The organism is Actinomadura sp. BRA 177, assembly GCF_013372625.1.
Taxonomy (GTDB): domain Bacteria; phylum Actinomycetota; class Actinomycetes; order Streptosporangiales; family Streptosporangiaceae; genus Spirillospora.
In genome coordinates this window covers 1-22,343 of record NZ_JABXFD010000162.1, presented here as the reverse complement: position 1 = coordinate 22,343, position 22,343 = coordinate 1, and the positions used below count along the sequence as shown (strand labels likewise).

Genomic DNA, 22,343 nt, shown 5'->3' with positions numbered 1-22,343 from the left:
GAGGAGGGCGAGGGGGACGGCTGTGGCTGTGAAGGCGGTGGCCCACCAGAAGGCGTTGGCGAAGCCGGAGGCCAGGGCGGCGGGGGTGACGGCGCTTGTGGAGGCTTGTTGCAGGATCATGGCTAGGAGTGCGGTGCCGGCGGAGCCGCCTACCTGTTGGGCGACTCGGCTGATGATGGACGCGCCCGGGATCTCCTGGTGTTCCAGGCCGATGAAGGCGGCGCCCATGAGGGCGATCATGGCGGCGCCCAGTCCGAGGCCTCGGACGAAGAGGGTCGCCATCAGCGCGATGTTGCTCGTGGTGGCGGTGACGAAGCCGAACGGCACGGTGGCGGAGCAGGTGGCGGCGAGGGCGGCGACGGCTACCGGACGCGGGCCGAAGCGGTCCATGTAGCGGCCGCCGACCGCGCGGGAGGCTAGGGCGCCGACGCCCTGCGGAATGAGGAGTAGCGCGGCGCCGAGCGGGGTCTCGCCGCGTACCTGCTGCCAGTACAGCGGCAGCAGCAGCATGGGTCCGAAGAGGGCGGCGCCGGACAGGAAGACCAGCACCGATGATGAGGCGAGGGCGCGGTGCCGGAGCAGCCGGACGTTGATCAGGGCGTCCGGTCCGCGGCGGAGCGCCCAGGCGAGGTAGGCGGCTATGAGGACGAGGCCGGCGGTCAAGGGTGGCCACGCCTTGAGACTGGCGAACCCGTCGGCGAGTTGCGACAGGCCGTAGATGGCGGCGGCGATGCCGGGTGAGAGCAGGAGGAGGCCGACGGCGTCGAGGCGGGTGCGGCTGCGGGGGCCGTCCGCGGGGAGGTGGCGGACGGCGAGGTAGCCGCCGGCGGCGCAGAACGGCAGGTTGAACAGGAAGATCCAGCGCCAGTCGCCCAGGTGCAGGATGAGGCCGCCGAGCACCGGGCCGATGATCGGGCCGAGCGCGGTGGGCACGGTGATCAGGGACATGGTCCTGCCGATGTCGCGACCCCTGGTCGCCTGCATGATCAGCGTGGTCATCAGCGGCATCATCGTGCCGCCGCCGATGGCCTGGATCACCCGGAAGATGATCAGGCTGGGGGCGTTCCATGCGATGGCGCACAACAGAGAGCCGGCGCCGAACCCGCCCAGCGCGAGGATCCACAGGCGTTTGCCGCCGAGGACGGACTGGGCCCATCCGACCGCCGGGATCGTGGCGCCCAGGGTCAGCAGGTAGGCGGTGCTCACCCACTGGACGGTGCCGAGCGAGGTGTGCAGTTGGTCGGCCAGGTCGTCGATGGCGACGCTCATGATCGTGGAGTCGAAGATGGCGGCGAGCGCGCCGACGATCAAGGTGAGGGTCATTCGCCTCAGGGCGATGCGGCCGGAGTCTGGGGGTGGCGGTTGAGCGTCGTTGGCGTCCATGAACGCTCCTTAGGATAGAGAGCTCTATCTTACGGAGGCAGACTAACCCGCTAGAATTAGATAGGCAAGTCTATCTAAGGAGGGCGGGATGGCCGAGCGGCGCCGCGGGGCGGCACTGGAGAAGGCACTACTGGACGCGGCCTGGGAAGAGCTGGCGGAGCGGGGCTATGCGAGGTTCACCATCGACGCCGTCGTCCGGCGCGCGGGCACCAGCCCTCCCGTCCTCTACCGCCGCTGGTCCGACCGGGACGAGCTCGTCCGGGCGGCCATCGTCCACATCATGCGGAAGTCCATCCTCGGCATCCCCGACACCGGGAGCCTGCGAGGGGACATTCTCACCCTCATGCGGGAGATCAACGCCACCCGCGTCCAGCTCGTCACCGTCATGAGCGCGCACCTGGCCGGCTACCGGCAGGAGACCGGAACCATCCCCAGCGACCTGTTCGACCCGGTCGTGACCGGACGCAAGGAGGCGGTCGACGTGCTCTTCGACCGCGCCGTCGACCGCGGCGAGGTCAGGCCGGAGCACCTCACCGAACGCATCAAGTCCCTCCCCTTCGACCTGCTGCGCCTCGAACTGCTCACGACCTTCGCCCCCGCGCCCGACCACGTCCTCGAAGAGATCGTCGACACGATCTTCCTCCCCCTGACGCGCTGACCATCGCGGGTGCGGTGAGTTCGGGTGGTGGATCGGGTCTGCACTGGTATGACACGCATCATCGCGGATATCTCGGTCTCCCTTGACGGGTTCGTCACCGGGCCCGATCCCGGCCCGGACAACGGGCTGGGCACCGGCGGCGAGGCCCTGCACACCTGGGCGTTCTCCGACGACCCCGACGACCGCCGGATCCTGCGCGAGGGGACGGCCCGCTCCGGCGCCGTCCTCCTCGGCCGCCGCCTCTTCGACGTGGTCGACGGACCGGGCGGCTGGGACGACGACGTCGGCTACGGAGCCGCCGAGGTCGGCAAGCCCGCGTTCGTCGTGGTGACGAGTTCACCGCCGGAGTCTGTGCGGCTCACCGACCTCGACTGGACGTTCGTCACCACCGGCCTGCCCGACGCCGTCGCCGCCGCGCGTGAGCGCGCCGGGGACCTTGACGTCGTCCTCATGGGCGGCGGCGCCACGATCGGCTCGGCGATCGGCGCCGGGTTGGTCGACGTGCTGGCGCTGCACCTCGCACCTGTCCTGCTGGGCGCCGGAACACCCCTGTTCACCGGCGGAACGCGGCGCACGCTCGTCCAGCGAAGCGTGACCCCGACGTCCACCGCGACACACCTGGTCTACGACGTCCTTTGACACTGGCCAGGTTGTGAGCGACACCCGACTGGGACTGCTTCGCCGGGCTCATACTGCCTCCTCCTGCCTTGCGGTTTTGTCGGTTTGTGTTGATTGTGCGTCCGGTCGGTTGCCGGTCGGGAGGGCGAGGGCGGGGATGACCGCTATGACGGTGATGCCGATCGCCCACCAGAAGGCGCCCTGGAAGGCGCCGGTGGTGCCGTGGGCGAGGAGAGACTGGAGGGCGACGGCGACGATCGCGGTGCCGAACGAGGCGCCGACCTGCTGGACGATGCGGGTGTTCATGGTGGCGTGCGGGATGCCCGCCGGCTGGATGTCCTGGTAGGCGACGGACATCGGCGGGATCAGCACCGCCCCGATCCCGACGCCGCGGGCCAGCAGGACGGCCGCGAGCCACCACAGGTTCGTGCCCGGTCCGGCGAGCGCGAACGGGACGGTCGCGGCGGCGGCGAGCAGGAAGCCGGCGATCGTCACGGCGCGTGCTCCGAACCGGTCGACCAGTCTGCCGACCATGAAGCGCGCGGCGAGTGCGCCGACCCCTTGCGGGATGAGCAGGAGTCCCGCGTCCAGCACGCTCTCGCCTCGTAGTTGCTGGTAGTAGAGCGGCAGCAGGAACATGCCGGCGTACATCGCCGCACCGGCGGTGAACAGGACCGCGGAGGCGGTGCCGAGCGACCGCAGGCGCAGCAGGCGGACGTCGACGATCGCCGGACGGCCGCCGGGCCGCAACGCCCAGGCGATGAACGCGGTCAGCAGCGCGATGCCGGCCAGCAGCGGGACCAGGACGCCGGCGTGGCCGATCCCGCCGTCCTCGGACAGTTCCGAGAGGCCGAGCAGGATCCCCGTCAGCGCGGGGGTGAGCAGTGCCAGGCCGATCCAGTCCGGGCGCGCGCGTCCGGACGCGGGCTCGGGACGGTCGGCGGGAAGGAACCGCCACGCCAGGACGAGTCCGACGGCGATCACCGGCACGTTGACCAGGAACAGCCAGCGCCAGCTCAGCCAGTTCAGGATCACGCCGCCGATCACCGGGCCGAGGATCGGCCCGAGCGCGATCGGCAGGCTGAGGGCCGCCATCAGCCGGCTGGTGACCCGCCCGCCCGCGGCGCGCACCGCGAGCGTCTGCAGCAGCGGGAAGATCAGCCCGGCGCTGAAACCCTGCAGCGCCCGGAAGCCGATCAGGCTGGTGTCGTCCCACGCCACCGCGCACAGCACCGAGGCCAGCGCGAACAGCAGTAACGCGGCCATCCAGAGCCGTTTGCCGCCCCAGCGGCGCTCCGCCCAGCCGGTGACCGGGATCGCGACGGCCATCGCCAGCAGGAAGCCGGTGGTGACCCACTGGATCGTGCCGGCGGTCGAGTGCAGCTTCACCACCAGGGTGTGGATCGCCAGCGTCACCATCGTCGAGTCGAGGATCGCCGCGATGCCGCCGACGACCAGCGCCAGCATCGCCTTCTTCACCTGTGGCGACAGGGTCGCCGCGGTGGTCTCCGTCATCGTCGCTCCTCAAATAAGAGTGGAATCCATCTCTTACGAGAGTAGGACGCGTTGCTAAGGAATGCAAACCTTCCTTATACTGGAGACGTGACCGAATCTGCCTCCGCGCCGTCCCGCCGGCGCCGGCGCGGGCCCGAACTCGAGGCCGCACTGCTGGACGCGGCCTGGGACGAACTGGTCGAGACCGGCTTCACGAAGCTGACCATGGAGTCCGTCGCCGCCCGCGCCGGCACCGGCATCGCCGTGCTGTACCGCCGCTGGGCCAACAAGGACGAGATCGCGCTCGCCGCACTCGAGCACTACCGCAACCGCCACACGGCCGACCTGCCCGACACCGGCAGCCTGCGCGGCGACCTCCTCGCCGCACTGACGGGCATGGGCGAGACCCGCGCCGCCTTCTTCGTCACCCTCGCGACCACCGCCTACTCGGGGCTTCTGGCCGACACCGGGCTCACCCCCGCCCAGGTGCGCGACCGGATCATGGGCGAGCAGCGGCTCGCCCGCGTCCAGACCATCTACCGGCGCGCCCACGAGCGCGGTGAGATCGACCTGGACCGGATCCCCGCCGGGGTGCTCGCCCTGCCGTTCGACCTGGTGCGCCACGACCTGCTCATGGACCTCGAGCCCCTCCAGCCCGCCCGCATCCGGTCGATCGTCGACGACCTCTTCCTGCCGCTCGTCCGCAGCCGCCTGCCGTCCGGACCGAGGCCGTAGCGGCGAGACTTCGCCTGGTGGGGCGCTGGTAAGATCTCGGGCGATACGTGGGCGGAAGCGGTGACGCAGCCAGGAGGCCCGCCCCGGCGTGACACGGCCGATGTCCAGTCGGCACGGGAAATTCGTCCGCCCGCTCGGTCCACAGTTAGGTTCCCGGTGCTGCTCTCCCCTCTGGCCGATCGTCGTGTGAAGGCCGTGGCGGGCTCGGTCAAGGGCAACTGGCTGTTCGCGGCAGTGCTGCTCGCGGGAATCGTCCTGCGGGTGATCACCATGCTGGGATTCCGCGGCGTGCTGTGGTTCAACGACAGTTATGACTTCCTGCGGATCGCGGACGATCCATTCCCGCATCCGTTGCGGCCGTCCGGCTATGGGCTTTTCCTTTGGGTGTTGAAGCCATTCCATAGCTTGGCGCTGGTGACGTTGTTGCAGCATGCGGCGATCGTCGGGCTGGCGGTCGTCGGATACCGGATGCTCGTCCGGGATTTCGAGGTGCGGCGGACGTGGGCGGCGCTTGCCGTCACGCCGGTCCTGCTGGATTCGTACCAGATCGAGCTTGAGCATCTGCTGCTGTCGGACACGCTGTTCACCGTTCTGGTGCTGGGGGCGATGCTGCTGCTGGCGAAGCCGGGCGCGACCGGCTGGCGGCGGGCGGCCCTGGTGGGGGCGCTGCTGGGCCTGGCGGCCGTCACGCGGACGGTCGGGCTGCCGCTGTTCATGATCGTCGTGCTCTACCTGGTGGTGCGGCGGACGAAATGGCCGGTGTACGCGGCGCTCGCGGTGACGTTCGTCCTGCCGGTCGGCGCATATGCGACATGGTTCCAGCAGGAGCACGGCCGTTTCCAGATGACCGGGGTGGACGGCATCTTCCTGTGGGGGCGGACGGCGGCTTTCGCCGACTGCGACGCGCACACACCGCCGCCCGAACTGGCCAGTCTCTGCCCGTATGGGGCTAAGGAGAACCGGCCGTCCTCGTCCCACCAGATCTGGGAGGCGAATTCGCCGACCGGGTGGTCCAACGGTAAATCGTTCAGCGAGGAGACGAACGAGCGGGCGCAGCGGTTCGCGTTCTGGGCGATCCGGAATCAGCCGCTCGATTATGTGCGGGTCGTGTCGTACGACTTCTTCGTCCGGACGTTCTCATGGCACCGGTCGCAATATCCGACGATCGGTACTGAGGCCAGGTATCACTTCCCGACGAAGCCGACCGCGCGTAAGCCGGATCTGCCCGTGCTCGGCGGCGGCGACCGGCGGACGGTCGTGTACGAGTACTCGCATGGCACCGGCCGGACGCACATCGTGGAACCGTACGCCGGTCTAATGCGCGGCTATCAGGAGCGTGTGAGGGTGCCCGGCACCGTGCTCGGCATCGTTCTGCTGGCGGGAGCGGCCGGGATCGTATGGCGGCGGGCGCGCGCGCGGACCGCGCTCTTCTGGACGTCCGGTCTCGCCCTCCTGGCGATCCCCCCGATCACGGTGGATTTCGACTACCGGTACATGCTCCCCGCCCTGCCGTTCGCGTGCTTCGCCGCCGCGATGGCGTGGGGCCGCCGCAAACCGGCCGAGGGCGGCCAGGCGCCGGTCGAGGCGGCAGAGCCCGAGGCGCAGCCGGCCGACGCCTGACGGCCCCTTGCGCCCGTCCCCGCCTTACGTGAGACTTCCTCGCATTCTTGGGAGGTCTCGGTGTCGCGTATCCGGTGGGACGTCCTGCTGGGCGTCGTCGTGCTCGCGGACGTTCTGCACGTCTTCCTGCCCTCACTGATCACGCTCGTCGGCAGCGCGGGCTCGACCCCGGCCGAGGTCATGGGCGGGTACGCGCTGTCGTGGTTCGTGGCCGCCTTCCTGACCGTCCCGTTGGCCCGGTTCGCCCCGGCCGCCCGGCTCGCGGTCGCCGGTGGGGTTCTGCTGGTGGCCGCCCGGATCGTCCTGCAGCTCACGGACGGCGGCGACCCCCAGCTCTACGCGTCCAGCATCGGCCTCCTCGGCGGCCTGGTGTGGCTGACCGCGACCGCGATGACCGTCCGGGACGCGGCGCCGGCCATGACCGGTTTCGTTGCCGGGCTCGCGGCGGCAACGGCGCTGCACGCGGCGATCGAGGGCATCGATCTGGTGTGGCGAACGGGCCTCGTCCCCTGGCTGCCGCTCGCCGTCTACCTGGCACTTTTCGCGATCACTCTGACGAGGCGGCCGGAAGGCTCGGAGACACCCGCCGCGCCCCGGATCTGGTTCGCCGCCGGGCCGGCGTTCCCCCTGTGGGGCATCTGGACGGGCAACGCGGCGCACGCGCAGGCCAGCGCGGGATGGTCCGGAGGCGTCGCGGCGGCGGTTGTGACGGCGGCGGCCGCCCTGTCGGTGGCTGCGGCCGCCCGTCCCCGGTTCTGGACACGGCATCCGCTGGTGCCGGCGGCCGGGCTCGTCCTATCGGCGGCCGGGTTCGCCGCCGGGCGGGCCACGGTGGACGGCGTCCACGGCGTGTCACCGTCCTGGACGGTCGCCGCCCAGGTGCTCGGCCAGTTCGCGCTCGCGGGCTGCCTCGGCTGGGCCGCGTCCGTCCCCGGCCCCGACCGGCCTGGCAGGCGCGGGACGGCGATGGCAGGCGGCTGGTTGCTGTTCGTCGTGCTGATGTTCGCCTACTACTCCGCTTACGACCTCGGCACGCCCAACCGCTGGGTGCCGGTCGTGACCGCGCTGGGCGTGGCCGCCCTGATCGTCCGCGCTCCCGCACCGCGGCGTGAGCACAGCCTGGAGGTCTGGGCCGCGGCTGCCGCCGTCGTCGCCGTGCTCGCGGTGGCCGCCATTCCGCTGTGGCGCGACACCGGCCCGCGCTGGCGGCCCGTCGACGACGGCGGCCTCCGCATCGCCGCCTACAACGTGCGCATGGGGTACGGCCTGGACGGGACGATGACCGTCACCCAGCAGGCGGACGTCCTGCGAGCCATGCGCCCGCACATCGTCGTCCTCGGCGAAGTCGACCGTGCGTGGCTGCTGAACGGCGGCCGGGACTCGCTGCGGCTGATGTCCGAGCGGCTCGGGATGCGGGCGATCTGGGCGCCGGCGGCGGACGAGGTCTGGGGTGACGCGCTGCTGACCGATCTGCCCGTGACGTCCGTCCGCAACAAGCCGCTGATGAAGGGCGGGCCGACCGGCGCGCAGGCGCTCGCGGTGGGGCTGCGCTGGAAGGACCGCGACGTCACGGTGATCGCCACGCACACGCAGCCCCCCGCGGACTGGTCTGACCTGGGCCAGGCCGAACAACTCGCCGACCTCGCATCGGCCGCTGCACGGGACGGCCGCCAGGTCGTCCTCGCCGGTGATCTCAACCTGGAGCCGGGAAGCCGTCCCTGGCACACGCTGATGGACGCGGGGCTGACCGACGCGCTGGCCGCGTCCCGCCCGTTCGCGACGCCCGTGACGGGGTCGAAGCCGATCGACCACGTCCTGGTCACGCCCGGCCTGACCGGACGCGACGCGGCGAACAAGGACGTCCCCTACTCCGACCACCCCGCGATCGCCGTGACACTCACCGCCAGATGAGTACATGAGCGGATATCGGCCGCCCGCCTCCATCCAAGATCATGGACGCATGCGCCGACTCGCGATCCCCCTGCTCCCCGTCCTGCCGGCCGTCCTGCTGGCCGCCGGCTGCGGCCAGGTCCCCTACTCGCCGAAGAGCGGCTCGACCGAGGACCCTGCCACCGCGAACGCGCGCAAGGCCGCCGACGGCGCCGGCGACAAGCTCTACACCGCCCGGGTGTGGCCCGCGCGGGACCTGGCACGCCGGGCGACGGATCTCGACGGCGTCGAGGTGCTGCGCGTGCGGGGCACCTCGACCGCCGGGGCGGGGGTCGTCCTCGTCGTCCGGGTCTCGGGGACGGGGCCGGAACCCGGGCCGTTCCCCGGCGCGACCGTCACCGTGCAGCGCTGTTTCCAGATGCGGTTCTCGACGAGGACCGAATGGCATGACTACGAGACCCGCCTCGTGAAATGCCCGCCGGGGAAGCCGATGGACTTCGGGCCGTGGCCGAAGACGCCCGACATCCCGGAGAAGAAGCTGCAGAAGGTCCTGCCGCGCGTCCCGGCTGGGGGCAGAGCGGACGAAGCGAAGGTCCGGGCCTCGGTCGCGTCGCTGCGTCTCGACCCGGCGATCAGCCGGGAATTCATGACCGAGGGCGACGTCGTCGGCCTCGTATTGAAGGTGAGGCCGTACCTGTCGGATGCGTTCGACTGCGTCCTCGCCCGCGTCGCGCCGGAACGCACCAGCGTGTGGTCACCACCCAGGATCCAGCGCATGCTCGGCGAGGGCGGGTGCAGCGCCGGCAACGCCATCGACCCGATGCCGCCGCCTCACTAAAGGCCGAGGCGGGCGGCGGCGACCTTCTTCGGGACGACCATCCGCCACGCGTCGATGACCAGTTCCTGCATTTCTCGCTCGTCGAGTGCTTCCGCCCAGGCGTGCACCCAGTTGAAGCGCATGTCGGATTCTCGGGGCAGGTGGAATTTCGCCGGTTCGGACGCCACCAGCGCGGCGCGTTCCTCCTTGGGGAAGGCGAAACCCATTACGGTCTCGTCCCGCGAGAACGCGACGTAGACGATGGAGCCGACGCGGAACTTCACCTGGTCGCGGATGAGGTGTTCGGAGGTGCGCGGCAGCGTCCTCACGAGGGCCCGCACCTGCTCGACCGTGATCATCGTGTCCTCCTGTGGCCGCGGTTTCCCCAGCAAAGCACCCGGTACCGACGGTCTTGTTAGATTTGCCTGCGTGAGGGGGCGGTCATGAACGAACTGGTGCGCTGGCAGACCGAGCAGGGGACGATCGTCGTGGAGAGCGACGACCGGGAACCCGGATTCCAGTCGGTGTCGCGGACCGGCGAGATCTTCCACGAGGCGGCGGGCAAGTTCGAGGACGCGCTCGCCGGCGTCCGGGAGGCGGCCCAGTCGGCGCTCGCGGCGCTGCGCGGCGGCGACCTGAACCCCGACGCGGTCGAGCTGGAGTTCGGCGTCAAGCTGAACGCGGCGGCCGGGGCCGTCATCGCGAAGACTTCCATCGAGGGGCACCTCAAGGTCAAGATGACGTGGGGGCAGCCGAGCGCCGGGGCCGCGGAAGGGGCGTAGCGGGCATCGTGGACGACTGGCAGTGGCGCGCCTGGGTCGGCCACCCGTCCGGCGGCAAGCTCGGCGCGGCGTTCCTCGTCACCGAGACGCGGCTGCTGACCTGCGCCCACACCGTCCACGGGCTGGACGAAGCACGCGTCGGGTTCCCGGGCCTGCTGGAGGACCTGCCCGTCAAGGTCGTGCGGCGGGGCGGCTGGCAGCGCTTGGGCGATCTGGGTGACGTCGCCGTCCTGGAACTCGCCGCGCCGATCCAGGTGCCCCCCGCGCAACTCGCCGGACCAGACCAGGCGCGCGACCTGGCCGCGGATTTCCGCCGTCCCGGCCCGCCCCGCGTGTCAGCCGGAATCTATGCCGCCACTTCGATACAGGTCAGAGGACTGACGGGCAAGCTCCTCCGCCACCTGGAAAGGTCACCCGAGGACGAGGTCTACCTGAACCTCGACCCGCCGGCGTGCGCCGTCCTGCTGCTGGAGGGGCCGACGTCGGACGGCCGCGTCCCGGGCTGCGGCGTGCTCACCCAAGGCGACGACAGCCGGCCCGTCCAGGTCGCCGTGACGCCCTGATCGTATTGGATCGGACGGTCTATAAAGTGTTAGCGTGCGGGTATGGGGCGGCCTAGGAAGTTCGATGAGGGGCGGGCCGTCGAGGCGGCCATGCGGGCGTTCTGGGCGGATGGGTATGAAGCGACGTCCACGCAGGAGTTGTGCGCGGCGACCGGGCTTGGGCGCAGCAGCATCTACAACACGTTCGCGAGTAAGCGCGAGTTGTTCCTCAAGGCGCTGACGCACTACATGGACAACCGGACCGCCCGGCTCGTCCAACTGATGCAGGACGGTGAGAAGCCGGTGCGGGAGCGGCTGCGCACTGTGCTGGAGTGGGCCGTCGCGCCGGGCGAGGACGATCCGGCGGGGTGCCTGGTCGTGAATTCGACGGTGGAGTTAGGGCCGCATGACCCGGACATCGCCGGGCGGCTCGAACGGCACCGGCGGCAGCGGTTCGCAGTTCTCAAGGCTGCCATCGCGGACGGGATGCGCGCGGGCGAGATCGACGCGCGCAAGGACGCGGAAGCACTGGCGCACTTCGTGATCGCGACGGTCAGCGGCATCCAGGTCGCTGCGCGCGGCGGCGCCGACCGCGCGACACTCCAGCGCATCGCCGACACCGCGATGCTCTCGCTGTGAATTCACGTCCCGGGGACGAACTCGATGCTCAATTCGCGGGTGCGCGGAAGGGCCGGGACCTCACCGTCCCGGCCCTTCGTGTCGTCAGTGGCAGGAGTTTGCTCGGAAGGACCAGAGGGCTCGGCGGCCGGCGTGTTCGGCTACCGTCCAGATTCGGTGCTGGCCTCGGTAGCAGGAGAGGTCTTCGGGGCCGTAGGAGATCGTGCTGCGCTTCACCTTGGCCCAGCCTCGTGAGGTGGGGTAGGTGGTGAGGAGAGTGCCGTGCTTGTGGCCGTGGCTCTGGGTGAACCACCAGCGGCCGTGCGTCCGGACGGCGCCCTGGATCTTGTCGGCCGGGAGTTCGGCGCCCCAACTGGGACGGGCCGTGCCGCCGCCCGACAAAGCCCCCAGGTTCCAGGTCACCACCCGGCCCTGGGGCCAGTTCGGACGGCAGTACTCGCCCGCGACGAGGGAGTGCGGCCAGGTGGTGCGGTCGATGGAGAGCCAGGACATGCGGATCGGGCCGGTGCCCCGGCACTTGCCGCGCACCTTGCCGTTGGCGAATTCCCAGTTGCCGGTCTGCGGCATCACGTAGCGGAAGCCGTGGCCGTAGTACTTGCCGTGGTGGAGGCCGACCCAGGAGGAGTGGGCGGTCGAGCCCCGCTTGCTCTTGGCCAGGTCGTAGATCTGGCGCATGTCGAACTCGCGGACGCCGTGGCGGGTGTCGGCGACGTAGAGCTTGTTGCCGTACCAGGCGATGCCGCCGGCGTGGATGCCGATGTCGGTGTAGCTGTTCTGCTTCGGCTCGACGAGGAGGACGTGCCGGTAGGTGCGGCGGTCCGGGTTGACGAAGGTGAGCCTGACCTTGCCGCTGTCGTGCCAGGACACGAGGATCGGCCGGCCGCCGCCCGCCCAGCGTTCGCCCCCGGCCGCGTCCGAGACGGTCGTGACGCCCTGCGGGACCCAGCTGCGGGTGGTGGAGTCGGTCCGGTTGAAGCAGTACACGACCGAGTGGGCGGGCACGCCGGCGGCGCGGGCGCAACCGCGGCCCATCTTCCGCTGGCCGGACGAGTTGATCAGTGCGTTGACGCCGCTCCGGTCGAGCGCGCGGTCGAGGGCGCGGAGCGACGCGCTGCGGTCGGGGCCGCGGCGGAGGACGAAATCGCTGGGGTTGAGGTCCGCCGGGGCCTGCGCGGGCACCGCGGACGCGTGGGCGACGCCCGGGACGGCCACGAGCGCGGCACCGGCCGCGAGGACGGCGACGCCCGGCCGCCTGAGCCCGATCACTGTACGCTGCATGATCATCACGGTTCGCAACGTATCTTGGGCCGGCGCTACGGACGGCTCCGACATGTCCTAGGGAAAGGCAACTTGGCTTTACCCGGGCGGGGCGGCCCCTTCCGGAGCCCGCCCCCATAGGGCATCAGCGCAGGTGGCAGGTGCCCGAGTCGGACTTGGACGGGTCGCTCTCCGAGGTGCCGGTCAGCCGCAGCCGCGCGTGGCGGGACGCGCCCGGGGCGGCCTTCGCCCAGACCTCGACGCGCATGCGGCCCCGCGCCTCGGCGGTCGCCAGCTCGTTCGGCAGCCAGGTCGTCCAGCCGCGGCCGGACACGTCGGCGTTCAACCGGAACACGTCCGAGCCGTGGTAGCCGTCGCCGCCGCGGCCGGTGTTGCGCAGCGTCATCGTGCACTTCGTCCAGCCGGAGCCGGTCGGGCGTGCGTGGCCGGAGGTCAGCTTCACGCCGCGCCGCTGCGGTCCGGCGCCGTCCAGTGAACTGATCGCGACCGTGTAGGACAGCACTCCGCGACGGTCGCGCTTCAGGTTGAGGACGTAGAAGTGCAGCCGGTTCGCCTCGTCGACGTACTCGTACTCGCTGCCCGAGTTCGTGCCCGCGTGGTACAGGGCGTCCGACAGCTGGCGGTAGTCGCCGATCGTCATCTTCTTCGGCGTGCCGTCGGGGAGGACGAAGTCGACCTTGTCGATGTCCTGCGGGTTTGCGTCCTTGACCCAGATGAACGGGGCGCGGTCGCGGTCCTTCGTCTTCGCCAGCAGGACGCCGGAGTCGGGGGTGAAGGAGTCGGTGCCCATCCGGTCGACGACCTCGATGGTGTAGTTGTCGTAACCGCCGCCGTCGCAGAGCGGGTCGGATCCGGTGTCGCAGGCCGGGCTCTTGTCGCCGCCTTCACCGAGCTTCACGTTGACGCCGGCGAGGCCGTCGGCGCGCGGCTCGACGGAGCGGGCCGTCACCTTGGCGACGACCATGCCGGACGCGGCGAGCGCGTCCCGATCGAGTTGCAGGACCTTGCCCGCGTCGACCATGCCCAGTTTCATCTTGTTGCGGAGCATGTGCTGCGCGCCCATGGACCCGCCGCCCGTCGCCGGGACCGTCCAGCGGCTGTGCGGGCCGCCGGGCCCGTTGAACGTGCCGCGGCTGAGCATGTCCCACGGGCCGCTGTAGGCGCGGCGCGGCGGGTCGCTGTACGGGTTGTTGTAGTTGTCGCCGATGCCCAGGATGTGGCTGAACTCGTGGGCATAGACCGACATGCCGGAACTCTCCGCCTGGGTGGACGAGACGCCCGGGATGGCGTTCGGCCAGATCATGGAGCCCGCCTGCCAGGACGTCCAGGGGATGTACCGGGTCTTCACCCAGTTCGGCAGGCTCGGGTCGCCCGGTCCCCATTCGTCCGGGACGTTCTCCGGCGTGCCGAACTTCATCTCGCCGAACTCCTGCCAGGTGGACGACTCGTCCTGCCCGGCGCTGAGGAAGAAGACGAAGTCGTACTTGGCGGCCTCCTCCTCGCCGACGTCGGCGACCCAGGCGCCGCGGGCGTCCGCGCGCAGGTCGCGGTTGCAGGTGTCGCCGGACGGGCAGCCCGTCCCGCCCTGCATGCCGTCGACGCCGTACTCGTGGTCCTTCGCGGGCATCTGGTAGGCGCCGAACCCGGTCAGGTTCACCCCGTACCGGCCGCCGGAGTCCTCCATCCAGTACTCGTGCATCGTGTGGCCGTGGTTCAGTTGCTGCGGCTTGTTGAGGAAGTCCTGGTAGAACTTGGCGACCTCGTCGCGCGGGACGTCCCCGACCTCGGCCGGGTTGCCGAAGATGGACGAGTTCTTCGGCTGCGTCACCTCGAACGGCTGGTTCGCGTAGTCGACCAGGACCACCGCGACGTTGAAGTTGCGTACCGACCCCTGCCGGGACGGGTCCGACCACGACGTGCCGGGAATCGACTTGTAGTCGTCCCAGGTCATCGTGTCGGGAAGCTCGTAGTTCTGCGGGTCGATGGGACGCGGTGCGCCGGCCGCGAACGTGCGGGCGGACGGCTGTTCGCGCTGCCACGGCTGCGTCTGCGGCCAGTGCCGCATCTGCCACGGGTTCGCGGTCGGCTCCGGGACCGGCGGTCGCGGCTGCGCGGCGGCGGGAGCCGCCGCCAGGCCCGTGACCAGCCCCATCGCCGCCGCGGGCACCAGCAGCATCTTCTTCGCGCGCATGTCTCCCCTACCTCTCAGGTGGGTTGCTGAGAGGTAGGTAAGAACAGGTGGTTCCGCCGTGCTAGGGCCGACTTAGCCGATCTTGTGCCGAATGTCCTGGCATGTCGCGCGATGCGCCCAGGTCACAGCGGCAGCTCGCGCCCGGCGACGACGATGCCGTCCTCGTCGCTGTAGAGCCAGTCGCCCGGACGGAACTCCACGCCGCCGAACGACACCGGGACGTCCACCTCGCCGGCGCCGTCCTTGGCGCTCTTGCGCGGGTTCGAGCCGAGCGCCTTCGCGCCGAGGTCGAGCTCGCGGATCGCCGCCACGTCCCGGACCGCGCCGTTGATCACCACGCCGGACCAGCCGTTCGCCACCGCCGCGGCGGCGATCATGTCCCCCATCAGCGCGGACGCCAGCGAACCCGCCCCGTCCACGACCAGGACCCGCCCCTCCCCCGGGCTGTTCAGGAGCTTCTTCACCAGGCCGTTGTCGCGGTGGCAGCGGACGGTCGAGACCAGACCGGCGAACGTCGTCCGCGCCCCGTACTGGCGGAACTGCGTCTCGCAGCTGCGCAGCTCGTCCCCGAAGTCGTCGATGAGGTCAGCGGTCGCGAAGTCCATGACGGCAGCCTACTGAACGGTAACCCGTCAGCCCGAAGGCGCGTCGGTGGGGCGCCCGATCAGCCGCGACAGCACGATCGAGGTCTTCGTCGCGGTGATGTTGTCCTCGCGGCGCAGCCGTTCGAGGGCCTGCTCCAGATGCTGGATGTCGCGCGCCCGGACGTGCACCAGCGCGCTCGCGTCGCCGCTGATCGTGTACGCCGCGACGACCTCGGGATGGCCGCGGACGCTGGAGTAGATCTGCTCCGGGGACGTCGCGCCCGTGCAGAAGATCTCGATGAACGCCTCCGTCGTCCAGCCGAGCGCGGCCGGATCGACGACCGCCGCGAAGCCGTTGATCACGCCGTCCGAGCGCAGCCGGTCGACCCGCCGCTTCACCGCCGGAGCCGACAGTCCGACCCTGTCGCCGATCTGCGCGTAGGAGGCGCGGCCGTCCTCCAGGAGCCGCGCAACGATTCGGCGGTCCAGGTCGTCAAGACGCAACAAATAACACCCCCGAAGTCGGTTTTCGTCATTGGTCGGCGGTCATTTCCGAACATACGCTGGGAAGTGGACCGGCGGCCACCTGACCCGCCCGGCCTTCCTCCCTCGGCACCGGACCCGCGTCCGGTGTCCCAGCCATGCCCCGGCCCGACCGGCCGGGCCGAGCCGCGAAGGAGCGTCGTGACGCCGACCGACCAGCTGCGAGCGATGTCCGAGGACCACAGCGCGCACAACTACCACCCTCTCCCCATCGTGGTCGCCGAGGCGGACGGCGTGTGGCTGACCGACCCCGAGGGCCGCCGCTACCTCGACATGCTGGCCGCCTACTCGGCGGTCAACTTCGGGCACCGCAACCCGCGCCTCACCGCGGCCGCCAAGCGGCAGCTCGACCGCGTCACGCTCGTCAGCCGCGCGTTCGACCACGACCAGTTCGGCCCGTTCGTGTCCGAGCTCGCCGAGCTGTGCGGCAAGGACATGGTGCTGCCGATGAACAGCGGCGCCGAGGCCGTCGAGACGGCGCTGAAGACGGCCCGCAAGTGGGGTTACGAGGTCAAGGGCGTCCCGGCCGGCGAGGCGAACATCATCACGTTCGAGGGCAACTTCCACGGCCGCACCACCACGATCATCAGCTTCTCCACCGACCCGGACGCCCGCGACTCCTACGGCCCCTACACGCCGGGCTTCCGGACCGTCCCGTACGGGGACGTCGAGGCGCTCAAGGCCGCGATGGACGGCGCCACGGTCGGCGTGCTGATCGAGCCGATCCAGGGCGAGGCCGGCGTGAACGTCCCGCCGAGCGGTTTCCTGCGCGCCGTCCGCGACCTCTGCACCGCCAACGGCACGCTGATGATCGCGGACGAGATCCAGTCGGGCCTCGGCCGCACCGGCACCACGTTCGCCGTCGAGCACGAGGACGTCGTCCCCGACATCTACATCCTCGGCAAGGCCCTCGGCGGCGGCATCATGCCCGTCTCCGCCGTCGTCGCCGACCGCGACATCCTGGGCGTCTTCAAGCCCGGCCAGCACGGCTCCACCTTCGGTGGCAACCCGCTCGCCTGCGCCATCGCCCGCGAGGTCATCGCGATCCTGAAGACCGGCGAGTTCCAGGAACGCTCCCGCACCCTGGGCGCCCACATGCACGAGCGCCTCGGCCACCTCCCCACCGACCTCGTCCGCGAGGTCCGCGGCCGCGGCCTGTGGGCCGGCGTCGAACTGCACGGCAAGGCCCGCCCGGTCAGCGAGCGCCTCATGGACCTGGGCGTCCTCGCCAAGGAAACCCACGAAACCACCCTCCGCCTAGCACCCCCACTGGTCATCGAGCCCGCCGACCTCGACTGGGCCCTGGACCAACTAGAAATAGCCCTAAAGGGCTGAAAACAATTGCGGTGCCGTCGGCTCAGGCGCCCGGGGGGCGCCTGAGCCGACGTCCCCGCGTAAGTGACGGCCGCCCCGCGCAGGAGACGGCCGCCCCGCGCAGGAGACGGCCGCCCTGCGTAAAGGGCACCCGCACCGCGCGGGAGACGCGCACCGCGCAGGAGGCGGTTCCGCGTTTGGGTCGGTCGTCGCCGGGACTGGAACGCCGTCGGTCAATGGGGCCCGGCGGCGTTTCGCTTGGTAATGCAAACCCGTGTGGGGTCAAAGAGTTGGCCTGGGGCCGCACGGCGTGGTGGCTTGGAGGGGGCGGCTCGGCAGTGTGGGGAGCATGCTGCGGAACAGGGGCCGGCGTCGGGTCGTGATCGGTTGCGGCGGGCTGGCGGTGGGGGTCCTGCTGCTGCTCGCGGGCGGGCTCTACCTGTTGCAACGTGCTTACAACGGGGAGGTCAAGCGGGTCACGGGGGCGCTGCCGACCGGGGCCGGGCGGCCGTCGGACAGTGGGCGCGGGGAGAACTGGCTGCTGATCGGGTCCGACCGGCGCGCGGACATTCCGTCGATGGGGGCGCGGGCCGACACGATCATGCTGGTGCATCTGTCGGGGCGGGGTGACCGGGTCTCGCTGATCTCGATTCCGCGGGACGGGTGGGTGGCCGTCGCGGGGCACGGGACGACGAAGATCAACGCGGCGTTCGCGTATGGCGGGCCGTCGCTGCTGATCCGTACCGTGGAGCAGCTCACGCGGGTGCGGATCGACCACTACGCGGCGCTTGATTTCAGCGGGTTCGTGAAGATGACGGACGCGCTCGGCGGCGTTGACGTGACCATCACCAAGGACACCTTCGACCCGATGCACGACCGCCGGTGGAAGGCGGGGCACCAGCACCTGGACGGCAAAGAGGCGCTCGACTTCGTCCGGCAGCGGTGGAACCTGCCGAACGGGGACCTCGACCGGATCAAGCGGCAGCAGGCGTTCATGCACGCGCTGGCGGAGAAGGCGCTGGACACCCGCAACCCGCTCAAGATCGACCGGTTCATCCGGGCCGTGACCGGCTCGGTGACCGTGGACGACTCGGTGACCGCCGGGACGCTGCGCGGGCTCGCGCACCGGCTGCTGAAGACGTCGCTGATGGAGTACCTGACCACCCCGGTCGCGAAGCCGGCCGAGCGGGACGGGCAGAGTGTCGTACTGCTGGACGATGATGGCGTGCGGGCGCTGTTCACCGTCGTCCGGGAGGACCGGGTGGGCGACTACGTGTCCCGCAACGGCGCGGCCAACTCGGTGGACGCCGTGCGCTGACCTGCGTGTGCCCAGTCGAGCGGAGCTCGTCCGTTGAATGGCGGCGGGTGGGGGCTGGAGGACGGTCGATATACAAAAAAGGTGACTTAGTCGGTCCGGTTGGATTAGTCTGAGTGGACTAATCGGAATCGACCATGAGGCCGCTGCCATGTCCCGACCACTCACGCCGCTCGCGCTCACCGTGCTGCGGATGCTGTGCGACCGGCCCATGCACCCGTACGAGATGCAGCAGCGCATCCGCCACTACGCCTACGACAAGGCCGTCAAGATCACGCACGGGTCGCTGTACCACTCGGTGGAGCGGCTCGCCGCGTCCGGGCTGATCGAGCCGCTGGAGACGAGCCGGGAGGGCCGCCGCCCCGAGCGCACCACCTACGCGGTGACCGCCGCCGGACGGGACGCCGCGCAGATCCGGCTGGCCGAGCTGCTGCACGACCCGGTCGAGGAGTTCCCGCTGTTCGGCACCGGGCTGGCGTTCGTCAACCTGCTGCCCGAGGACGAGGTCGCCCGGCTCCTGCGCAGCCGCACGGTCGCGCTGGAGGCGGCGCTCGCCGGGCACCAGGCGGCGCACGACTCGCTGCGCAAGCAGGGCCTCGACCGGTACAAGCTGCTCGACCAGGAATGGATGATCGCGCGGGTGCGCGGCGAGCTGGAGTTCGTGCGCGGGCTGGTCGGCGACCTGGATTCCGGCCACCTCACCTGGAAGGACGACGAGGTGCAGATCCGCTGCCACCCGCGGCCACGACCACCACGCCATGACGACAAGGGGGACTCATGAGCAGATGGCGCGGAAATCCCTGGGCGATCCTGCTCACGCTGTCCCTGGGATTCTTCATGACGCTGCTCGACCTGACGATCGTGAACATCGCGATCCCGAGCATGATCGACAAGCTGGACGCCTCGCTGGACGAGGTGCTGTGGGTCGTCAACGCCTACATCCTGGTGCTCGCGGTGCTGCTCATCACCGCCGGCCGGCTCGGCGACCTGTGGGGGAAGAAGAACCTGTTCATCGCCGGGGTGGCGCTGTTCACGCTGTCCAGCCTGGCGTGCGGCATCGCGCAGGACCCGGCGCAGCTGATCGCCGCCCGCGGCGTGCAGGGGCTCGGCGCGGCGCTGCTCATGCCGCAGACCATGTCGATGATCATCAGCGTGTTCCCGCCGGAGCGGCGCGGCGCCGCGCTCGGCGTGTGGGGCGCGGTCGCCGGGGTGTCCACGATCGCCGGGCCGACGATCGGCGGGCTGCTCGTCACCAGCCTCGACTGGCGGTGGATCTTCTTCGTGAACCTGCCGATCGGCGTCCTGGTGCTGGCCATGGCCGTGCCGATCCTGCCCGGCCACACCCGGACCGTCCGGCACCGGTTCGACGCCGTCGGCGTGCTGCTGGCGTCCACCTCGCTGTTCTGCCTCACGTTCGCGCTCACCGAGGGCCAGAAGTACGAGTGGAACGAGGGCATCTGGGGGCTGATCGCCGCCGGGATCGCGCTGTTCGTGATCTTCGTCGTGCACCAGCGCGGCAAGCAGGACGGTGAGCCGCTCGTCCCGTTCTCGCTGTTCAAGGACCGCAACTTCACCGTGCTGAACTTCGTCGGCGCGGCCGTCTCGGTCGGCATGATCGGCATGTTCCTGCCGATGACGATCTACCTGCAGTCGGTGCTGGGCTTCAGCGCCCTCAAGGCGGGCCTCGTCATGGCGCCGTCGTCGGTCGTGTCGATGTTCCTCGCGCCCATGGCGGGACGGCTGTCCGACCGGATCGGCGGCAAGTTCATCCTGATGGCCGGCCTCACCCTCTACGCGGCGGGCATGGTGTGGATCGTCGTCGTCGCCGAGGTCGGGACGGACTGGAAGGCGTTCATCCCCGCGCTCGTCGTGGCCGGGATCGGCATCGGCGGCGTGTTCGCGCCGATGGCGACCGAGGCGACCCGGAACGTCCCGCCGCGCCTCGCGGGCGCCGCGTCCGGCGTCAACAACACGATCCGGCAGGTCGGGTCGGTGCTGGGCAGCGCGGCGGTCGGCGCCGTCCTGCAGAACCAGCTCGCGTCCTCGCTGCGGGACGAGGCGGCGGCCCGCTCCGCCGGGCTGCCGCCCGACGTGCGCACCGGCTTCGTGCAGGGGTTCGCGAACGCGGCCAAGGGCGGCCTTGAGGTCGGCGCCGGTCAGAGCGGCGCGAAGCAGCAGCTTCCGGCGGGCGTCCCGCCGAACGTCGCGCACCGCGTCCACGAGCTGGCCGGGCAGGTCTTCTCGCACGGCTTCGTGCACGCGATGAAGCCGACGATGTGGCTGCCGATCGTCGTGGTCCTGCTCAGCGCGGCCGCCTGCCTGTCGCTGAAGGGCCACAAGAGCAACACGGCCCCGGCGCAGCTGGACGCCGAGCCCGCGCCGATGGCGTCCTGACCGCGCCGCTACTCGCGGGTACGGCCCGCCCTGCCGAGCAGCCAGTCGCCCGGCGGGCGGGCCGGCGGCACCATCATGATCCCGACCACGGCGGCGACCATCCCGCCGATGATGAACAGGTATCCGGCCAGGGTGCCGGGGACGACGAGGTCGCCCTCGGTGCGGCGCATCGACAGGATGAAGACCACGACGCCCCACACGACCGCGGGGATCGTCGCACCGAGCCGTCCGCCCATCCCCAGGCCGGACAGCCGCGCCATCGCGAAGACCAGCGCCACCAGGACGATCGCCACGACCGGTACCGGGCCGACCGTCCAGTCCTGGGCGAACGAGCCGACCACGCCGAACACCCCGCCGAGCAGGGCGAGGGCCGCGTAGGCGGCACCGGACACGAACGCGTCCAGCGGGCCCTCCTTGGCCGGGCCGGACCCGCCGCCGTCCGCCGGGAGGCCGTACTTGGCGAGGCTGATACCCGCCTCGTCGTCGTCCTTGTGCACGGAAGTCAGGCTATCGAGTCGTGCGCGTCCGGCAGGCCCGCGAACAGATCCCGCTCGCGGCGGCCGGGGCCGAGCGGCCCCTGCTCGCCGGCCTGGAGGATGAAGTACTCGGTGCCGAAAGCCTGCTGACCCAGGTTGTTCGACAGCGCGAAGAACGGCCCGACCTGCTCGGGGGCGACGACGATCTGGGTCCGGTGGGCGCGCAGCGCGGCGAGCTTGGCGGGCAGGTGGGCGCGGGCGTCCACGACCGTGGTGACCTCCCCGTCGGGGACCCCGGAGCCCAGCTCGTCCAGCCCGGCGACGCGCGCGAACGGCAGCTTCGCCTCCCGCATCACCGCGATCGCCCGCGCGAGGACGGTCCGGGGCGTGGCGTAGGCGTAGAACTTGTCGGCCCGCCACGGCTCGGCGCCGTCCTGGAACGCCGGGTCGGCGGCCAGCTCGAACGCCCGCCACGCGACGCGGTGCGCCTGGATGTGGTCGGGATGCCCGTAGTTGCCGCGCTCGTCGTAGGTGACGATCACCTGCGGCCGGATCTCCCGGATGACCGCGACGAGGTCCGCCGCGGCGGTGTCGACGTCCGCGCGCCAGAAGCAGCGCGGGTCGTCGTTGGTGGGCGCGCCCATCATGCCGGAGTCGCGCCAGCGTCCCGCGCCGCCGAGGAAGCGGTGGTCGCGGACGCCGAGCGCGGCGCAGGCCGCGGCGAGCTCCCCGATCCGGTACTCGCCGAGGGCGTCCTCCTTGTCGGACGCCAGGTGGCGCAGCTCGTCCGGGATGATCTCGCCCTCCTCGCCGAGGGTGCAGGTGACGAGACAGACGTGGGCGCCCTCGGCGGCGTATTTGGCCATGGTCGCCCCGGTCCCGATGGACTCGTCGTCCGGATGGGCGTGGACGAACAGGATCCGCGGCTCCTTCATAGTCAACGAGCCTACTCAGGGCCCGGCACCACGGCGATGACCGCCCTGCCCCGCGCATCGCGGAGCCGCGTCACCGGGCCCGGCTCAGCCGCCCCCGCCGGTGCCCGGGCCCGGTGACGCGGCTCCGCGATGCGC

At 70.8% G+C, this 22,343-nt stretch carries 22 protein-coding genes; 13 read left to right on the top strand and 9 right to left on the bottom strand.

All coding sequences use genetic code 11. The annotated features are described in order from the left end of the window. Nucleotides 1–1,383, bottom strand: a 1,383-nt coding sequence (locus tag HUX53_RS05205; protein WP_217919098.1) for an MDR family MFS transporter, incomplete at its 3' end; no start/stop codon positions are given. 88 nt (nt 1,384–1,471) lie between these two features. Here HUX53_RS05205 and HUX53_RS05200 point away from each other — a divergent pair. Together HUX53_RS05200 and HUX53_RS05195 are read left to right on the top strand one after the other, a co-directional pair. Next, nucleotides 1,472–2,041 (top strand): TetR/AcrR family transcriptional regulator, encoded by a 570-nt coding sequence (locus tag HUX53_RS05200; RefSeq protein ID WP_176402028.1) that lies wholly within the window; start codon nt 1,472–1,474, stop codon nt 2,039–2,041. Between the two features lie 48 nt (nt 2,042–2,089). Further along, nucleotides 2,090–2,680: a dihydrofolate reductase family protein gene (locus tag HUX53_RS05195; protein WP_176402027.1), complete on the top strand. Its 591-nt coding sequence runs from the start codon at nt 2,090–2,092 to the stop codon at nt 2,678–2,680. A 48-nt stretch (nt 2,681–2,728) separates the two neighbouring features. Here HUX53_RS05195 and HUX53_RS05190 read toward each other — a convergent pair whose 3' ends face one another. Next, the gene (locus HUX53_RS05190; RefSeq protein WP_176402026.1) at nt 2,729–4,174 is read right to left on the bottom strand and encodes an MDR family MFS transporter; all 1,446 of its coding nucleotides are present in this window, start codon (nt 4,172–4,174) and stop codon (nt 2,729–2,731) included. An 87-nt stretch (nt 4,175–4,261) separates the two neighbouring features. Between HUX53_RS05190 and HUX53_RS05185 the strand changes: the two genes are divergently transcribed. The 4 genes from HUX53_RS05185 (at nt 4,262) to HUX53_RS05170 (ending at nt 9,236) form a co-directional block, all read left to right on the top strand. Next, nucleotides 4,262–4,888 carry a TetR/AcrR family transcriptional regulator gene (locus HUX53_RS05185; RefSeq protein WP_176402025.1) on the top strand — a complete coding sequence of 209 codons (627 nt, stop codon included), beginning with the start codon at nt 4,262–4,264 and terminating at the stop codon, nt 4,886–4,888. Nucleotides 4,889–5,044: 156 nt separating this feature from the next. Continuing rightward, entirely contained in the window at nt 5,045–6,508 is a 1,464-nt protein-coding gene (locus tag HUX53_RS05180) for a hypothetical protein (protein ID WP_176402024.1), read from the top strand. 60 nt (nt 6,509–6,568) lie between these two features. Then, complete coding sequence (locus HUX53_RS05175) at nt 6,569–8,419, top strand: endonuclease/exonuclease/phosphatase family protein (RefSeq protein WP_176402023.1); 1,851 nt, start codon at nt 6,569–6,571, stop codon at nt 8,417–8,419. Nucleotides 8,420–8,468: 49 nt separating this feature from the next. After that, nucleotides 8,469–9,236 (top strand): translation initiation factor IF-2, encoded by a 768-nt coding sequence (locus HUX53_RS05170; RefSeq protein WP_176402022.1) that lies wholly within the window; start codon nt 8,469–8,471, stop codon nt 9,234–9,236. Here HUX53_RS05170 and HUX53_RS05165 read toward each other — a convergent pair. After that, nucleotides 9,233–9,574 (bottom strand): MmcQ/YjbR family DNA-binding protein, encoded by a 342-nt coding sequence (locus HUX53_RS05165; RefSeq protein WP_176402021.1) that lies wholly within the window; start codon nt 9,572–9,574, stop codon nt 9,233–9,235. The two genes, HUX53_RS05170 and HUX53_RS05165, sit on opposite strands and share 4 nt — an antisense overlap. 84 nt (nt 9,575–9,658) lie before the next feature. Between HUX53_RS05165 and HUX53_RS05160 the strand changes: the two genes are divergently transcribed. Genes HUX53_RS05160 through HUX53_RS05150 form a run of 3 tightly spaced genes read left to right on the top strand, consistent with a single transcriptional unit; the run spans nt 9,659 to nt 11,178 of the window. Continuing rightward, nucleotides 9,659–9,997 carry a CU044_2847 family protein gene (locus HUX53_RS05160; protein WP_176402020.1) on the top strand — a complete coding sequence of 113 codons (339 nt, stop codon included), beginning with the start codon at nt 9,659–9,661 and terminating at the stop codon, nt 9,995–9,997. A gap of 8 nt (nt 9,998–10,005) precedes the next feature. Then, nucleotides 10,006–10,560: a hypothetical protein gene (locus HUX53_RS05155; RefSeq protein WP_176402019.1), complete on the top strand. Its 555-nt coding sequence runs from the start codon at nt 10,006–10,008 to the stop codon at nt 10,558–10,560. A gap of 42 nt (nt 10,561–10,602) precedes the next feature. Then, the gene (locus HUX53_RS05150; protein ID WP_176402018.1) at nt 10,603–11,178 is read left to right on the top strand and encodes a TetR/AcrR family transcriptional regulator; all 576 of its coding nucleotides are present in this window, start codon (nt 10,603–10,605) and stop codon (nt 11,176–11,178) included. 84 nt (nt 11,179–11,262) lie between these two features. Here HUX53_RS05150 and HUX53_RS05145 read toward each other — a convergent pair whose 3' ends face one another. The 4 genes from HUX53_RS05145 to HUX53_RS05130 all read right to left on the bottom strand — a co-directional run bounded on the left by HUX53_RS05145 (nt 11,263) and on the right by HUX53_RS05130 (nt 15,735). Next, nucleotides 11,263–12,456 (bottom strand): hypothetical protein, encoded by a 1,194-nt coding sequence (locus HUX53_RS05145; RefSeq protein WP_176402017.1) that lies wholly within the window; start codon nt 12,454–12,456, stop codon nt 11,263–11,265. Between the two features lie 124 nt (nt 12,457–12,580). Beyond that, a complete protein-coding gene (locus HUX53_RS05140) occupies nt 12,581–14,647 on the bottom strand; it encodes a M6 family metalloprotease domain-containing protein (RefSeq protein ID WP_255204947.1) in 2,067 nt (688 codons plus the stop codon). Between the two features lie 122 nt (nt 14,648–14,769). Further along, nucleotides 14,770–15,252 carry a ribonuclease E activity regulator RraA gene (gene rraA / locus HUX53_RS05135; RefSeq protein WP_176402016.1) on the bottom strand — a complete coding sequence of 161 codons (483 nt, stop codon included), beginning with the start codon at nt 15,250–15,252 and terminating at the stop codon, nt 14,770–14,772. A gap of 27 nt (nt 15,253–15,279) precedes the next feature. Next, nucleotides 15,280–15,735 carry an Lrp/AsnC family transcriptional regulator gene (locus HUX53_RS05130; protein WP_176402015.1) on the bottom strand — a complete coding sequence of 152 codons (456 nt, stop codon included), beginning with the start codon at nt 15,733–15,735 and terminating at the stop codon, nt 15,280–15,282. Nucleotides 15,736–15,942: 207 nt separating this feature from the next. Between HUX53_RS05130 and rocD the strand changes: the two genes are divergently transcribed. The 4 genes from rocD (at nt 15,943) to HUX53_RS05110 (ending at nt 20,797) form a co-directional block, all read left to right on the top strand. Next, a complete protein-coding gene (rocD, locus tag HUX53_RS05125) occupies nt 15,943–17,109 on the top strand; it encodes an ornithine--oxo-acid transaminase (protein ID WP_176402029.1) in 1,167 nt (388 codons plus the stop codon). 328 nt (nt 17,110–17,437) lie between these two features. After that, nucleotides 17,438–18,406, top strand: a complete 969-nt coding sequence (locus HUX53_RS05120) for an LCP family protein (RefSeq protein ID WP_176402014.1) — start codon at nt 17,438–17,440, stop codon at nt 18,404–18,406. Between the two features lie 148 nt (nt 18,407–18,554). Continuing rightward, nucleotides 18,555–19,184: a PadR family transcriptional regulator gene (locus HUX53_RS05115; RefSeq protein ID WP_176402013.1), complete on the top strand. Its 630-nt coding sequence runs from the start codon at nt 18,555–18,557 to the stop codon at nt 19,182–19,184. Further along, on the top strand, nt 19,181–20,797 hold the full coding sequence (locus HUX53_RS05110; RefSeq protein WP_176402012.1) for a DHA2 family efflux MFS transporter permease subunit: 1,617 nt from the start codon (nt 19,181–19,183) through the stop codon (nt 20,795–20,797). The genes HUX53_RS05115 and HUX53_RS05110 overlap by 4 nt, the downstream gene beginning before the upstream one ends. A gap of 8 nt (nt 20,798–20,805) precedes the next feature. Here the strand turns inward: HUX53_RS05110 and HUX53_RS05105 are convergent, their stop codons facing one another. Further along, nucleotides 20,806–21,294, bottom strand: coding sequence for a DUF6113 family protein (locus HUX53_RS05105; protein WP_176402011.1), 489 nt, complete (start codon nt 21,292–21,294; stop codon nt 20,806–20,808). Between the two features lie 5 nt (nt 21,295–21,299). Beyond that, on the bottom strand, nt 21,300–22,208 hold the full coding sequence (gene mshB, locus HUX53_RS05100; RefSeq protein ID WP_176402010.1) for an N-acetyl-1-D-myo-inositol-2-amino-2-deoxy-alpha-D-glucopyranoside deacetylase: 909 nt from the start codon (nt 22,206–22,208) through the stop codon (nt 21,300–21,302). Between the last annotated feature and the right edge of the window lie 135 nt (nt 22,209–22,343).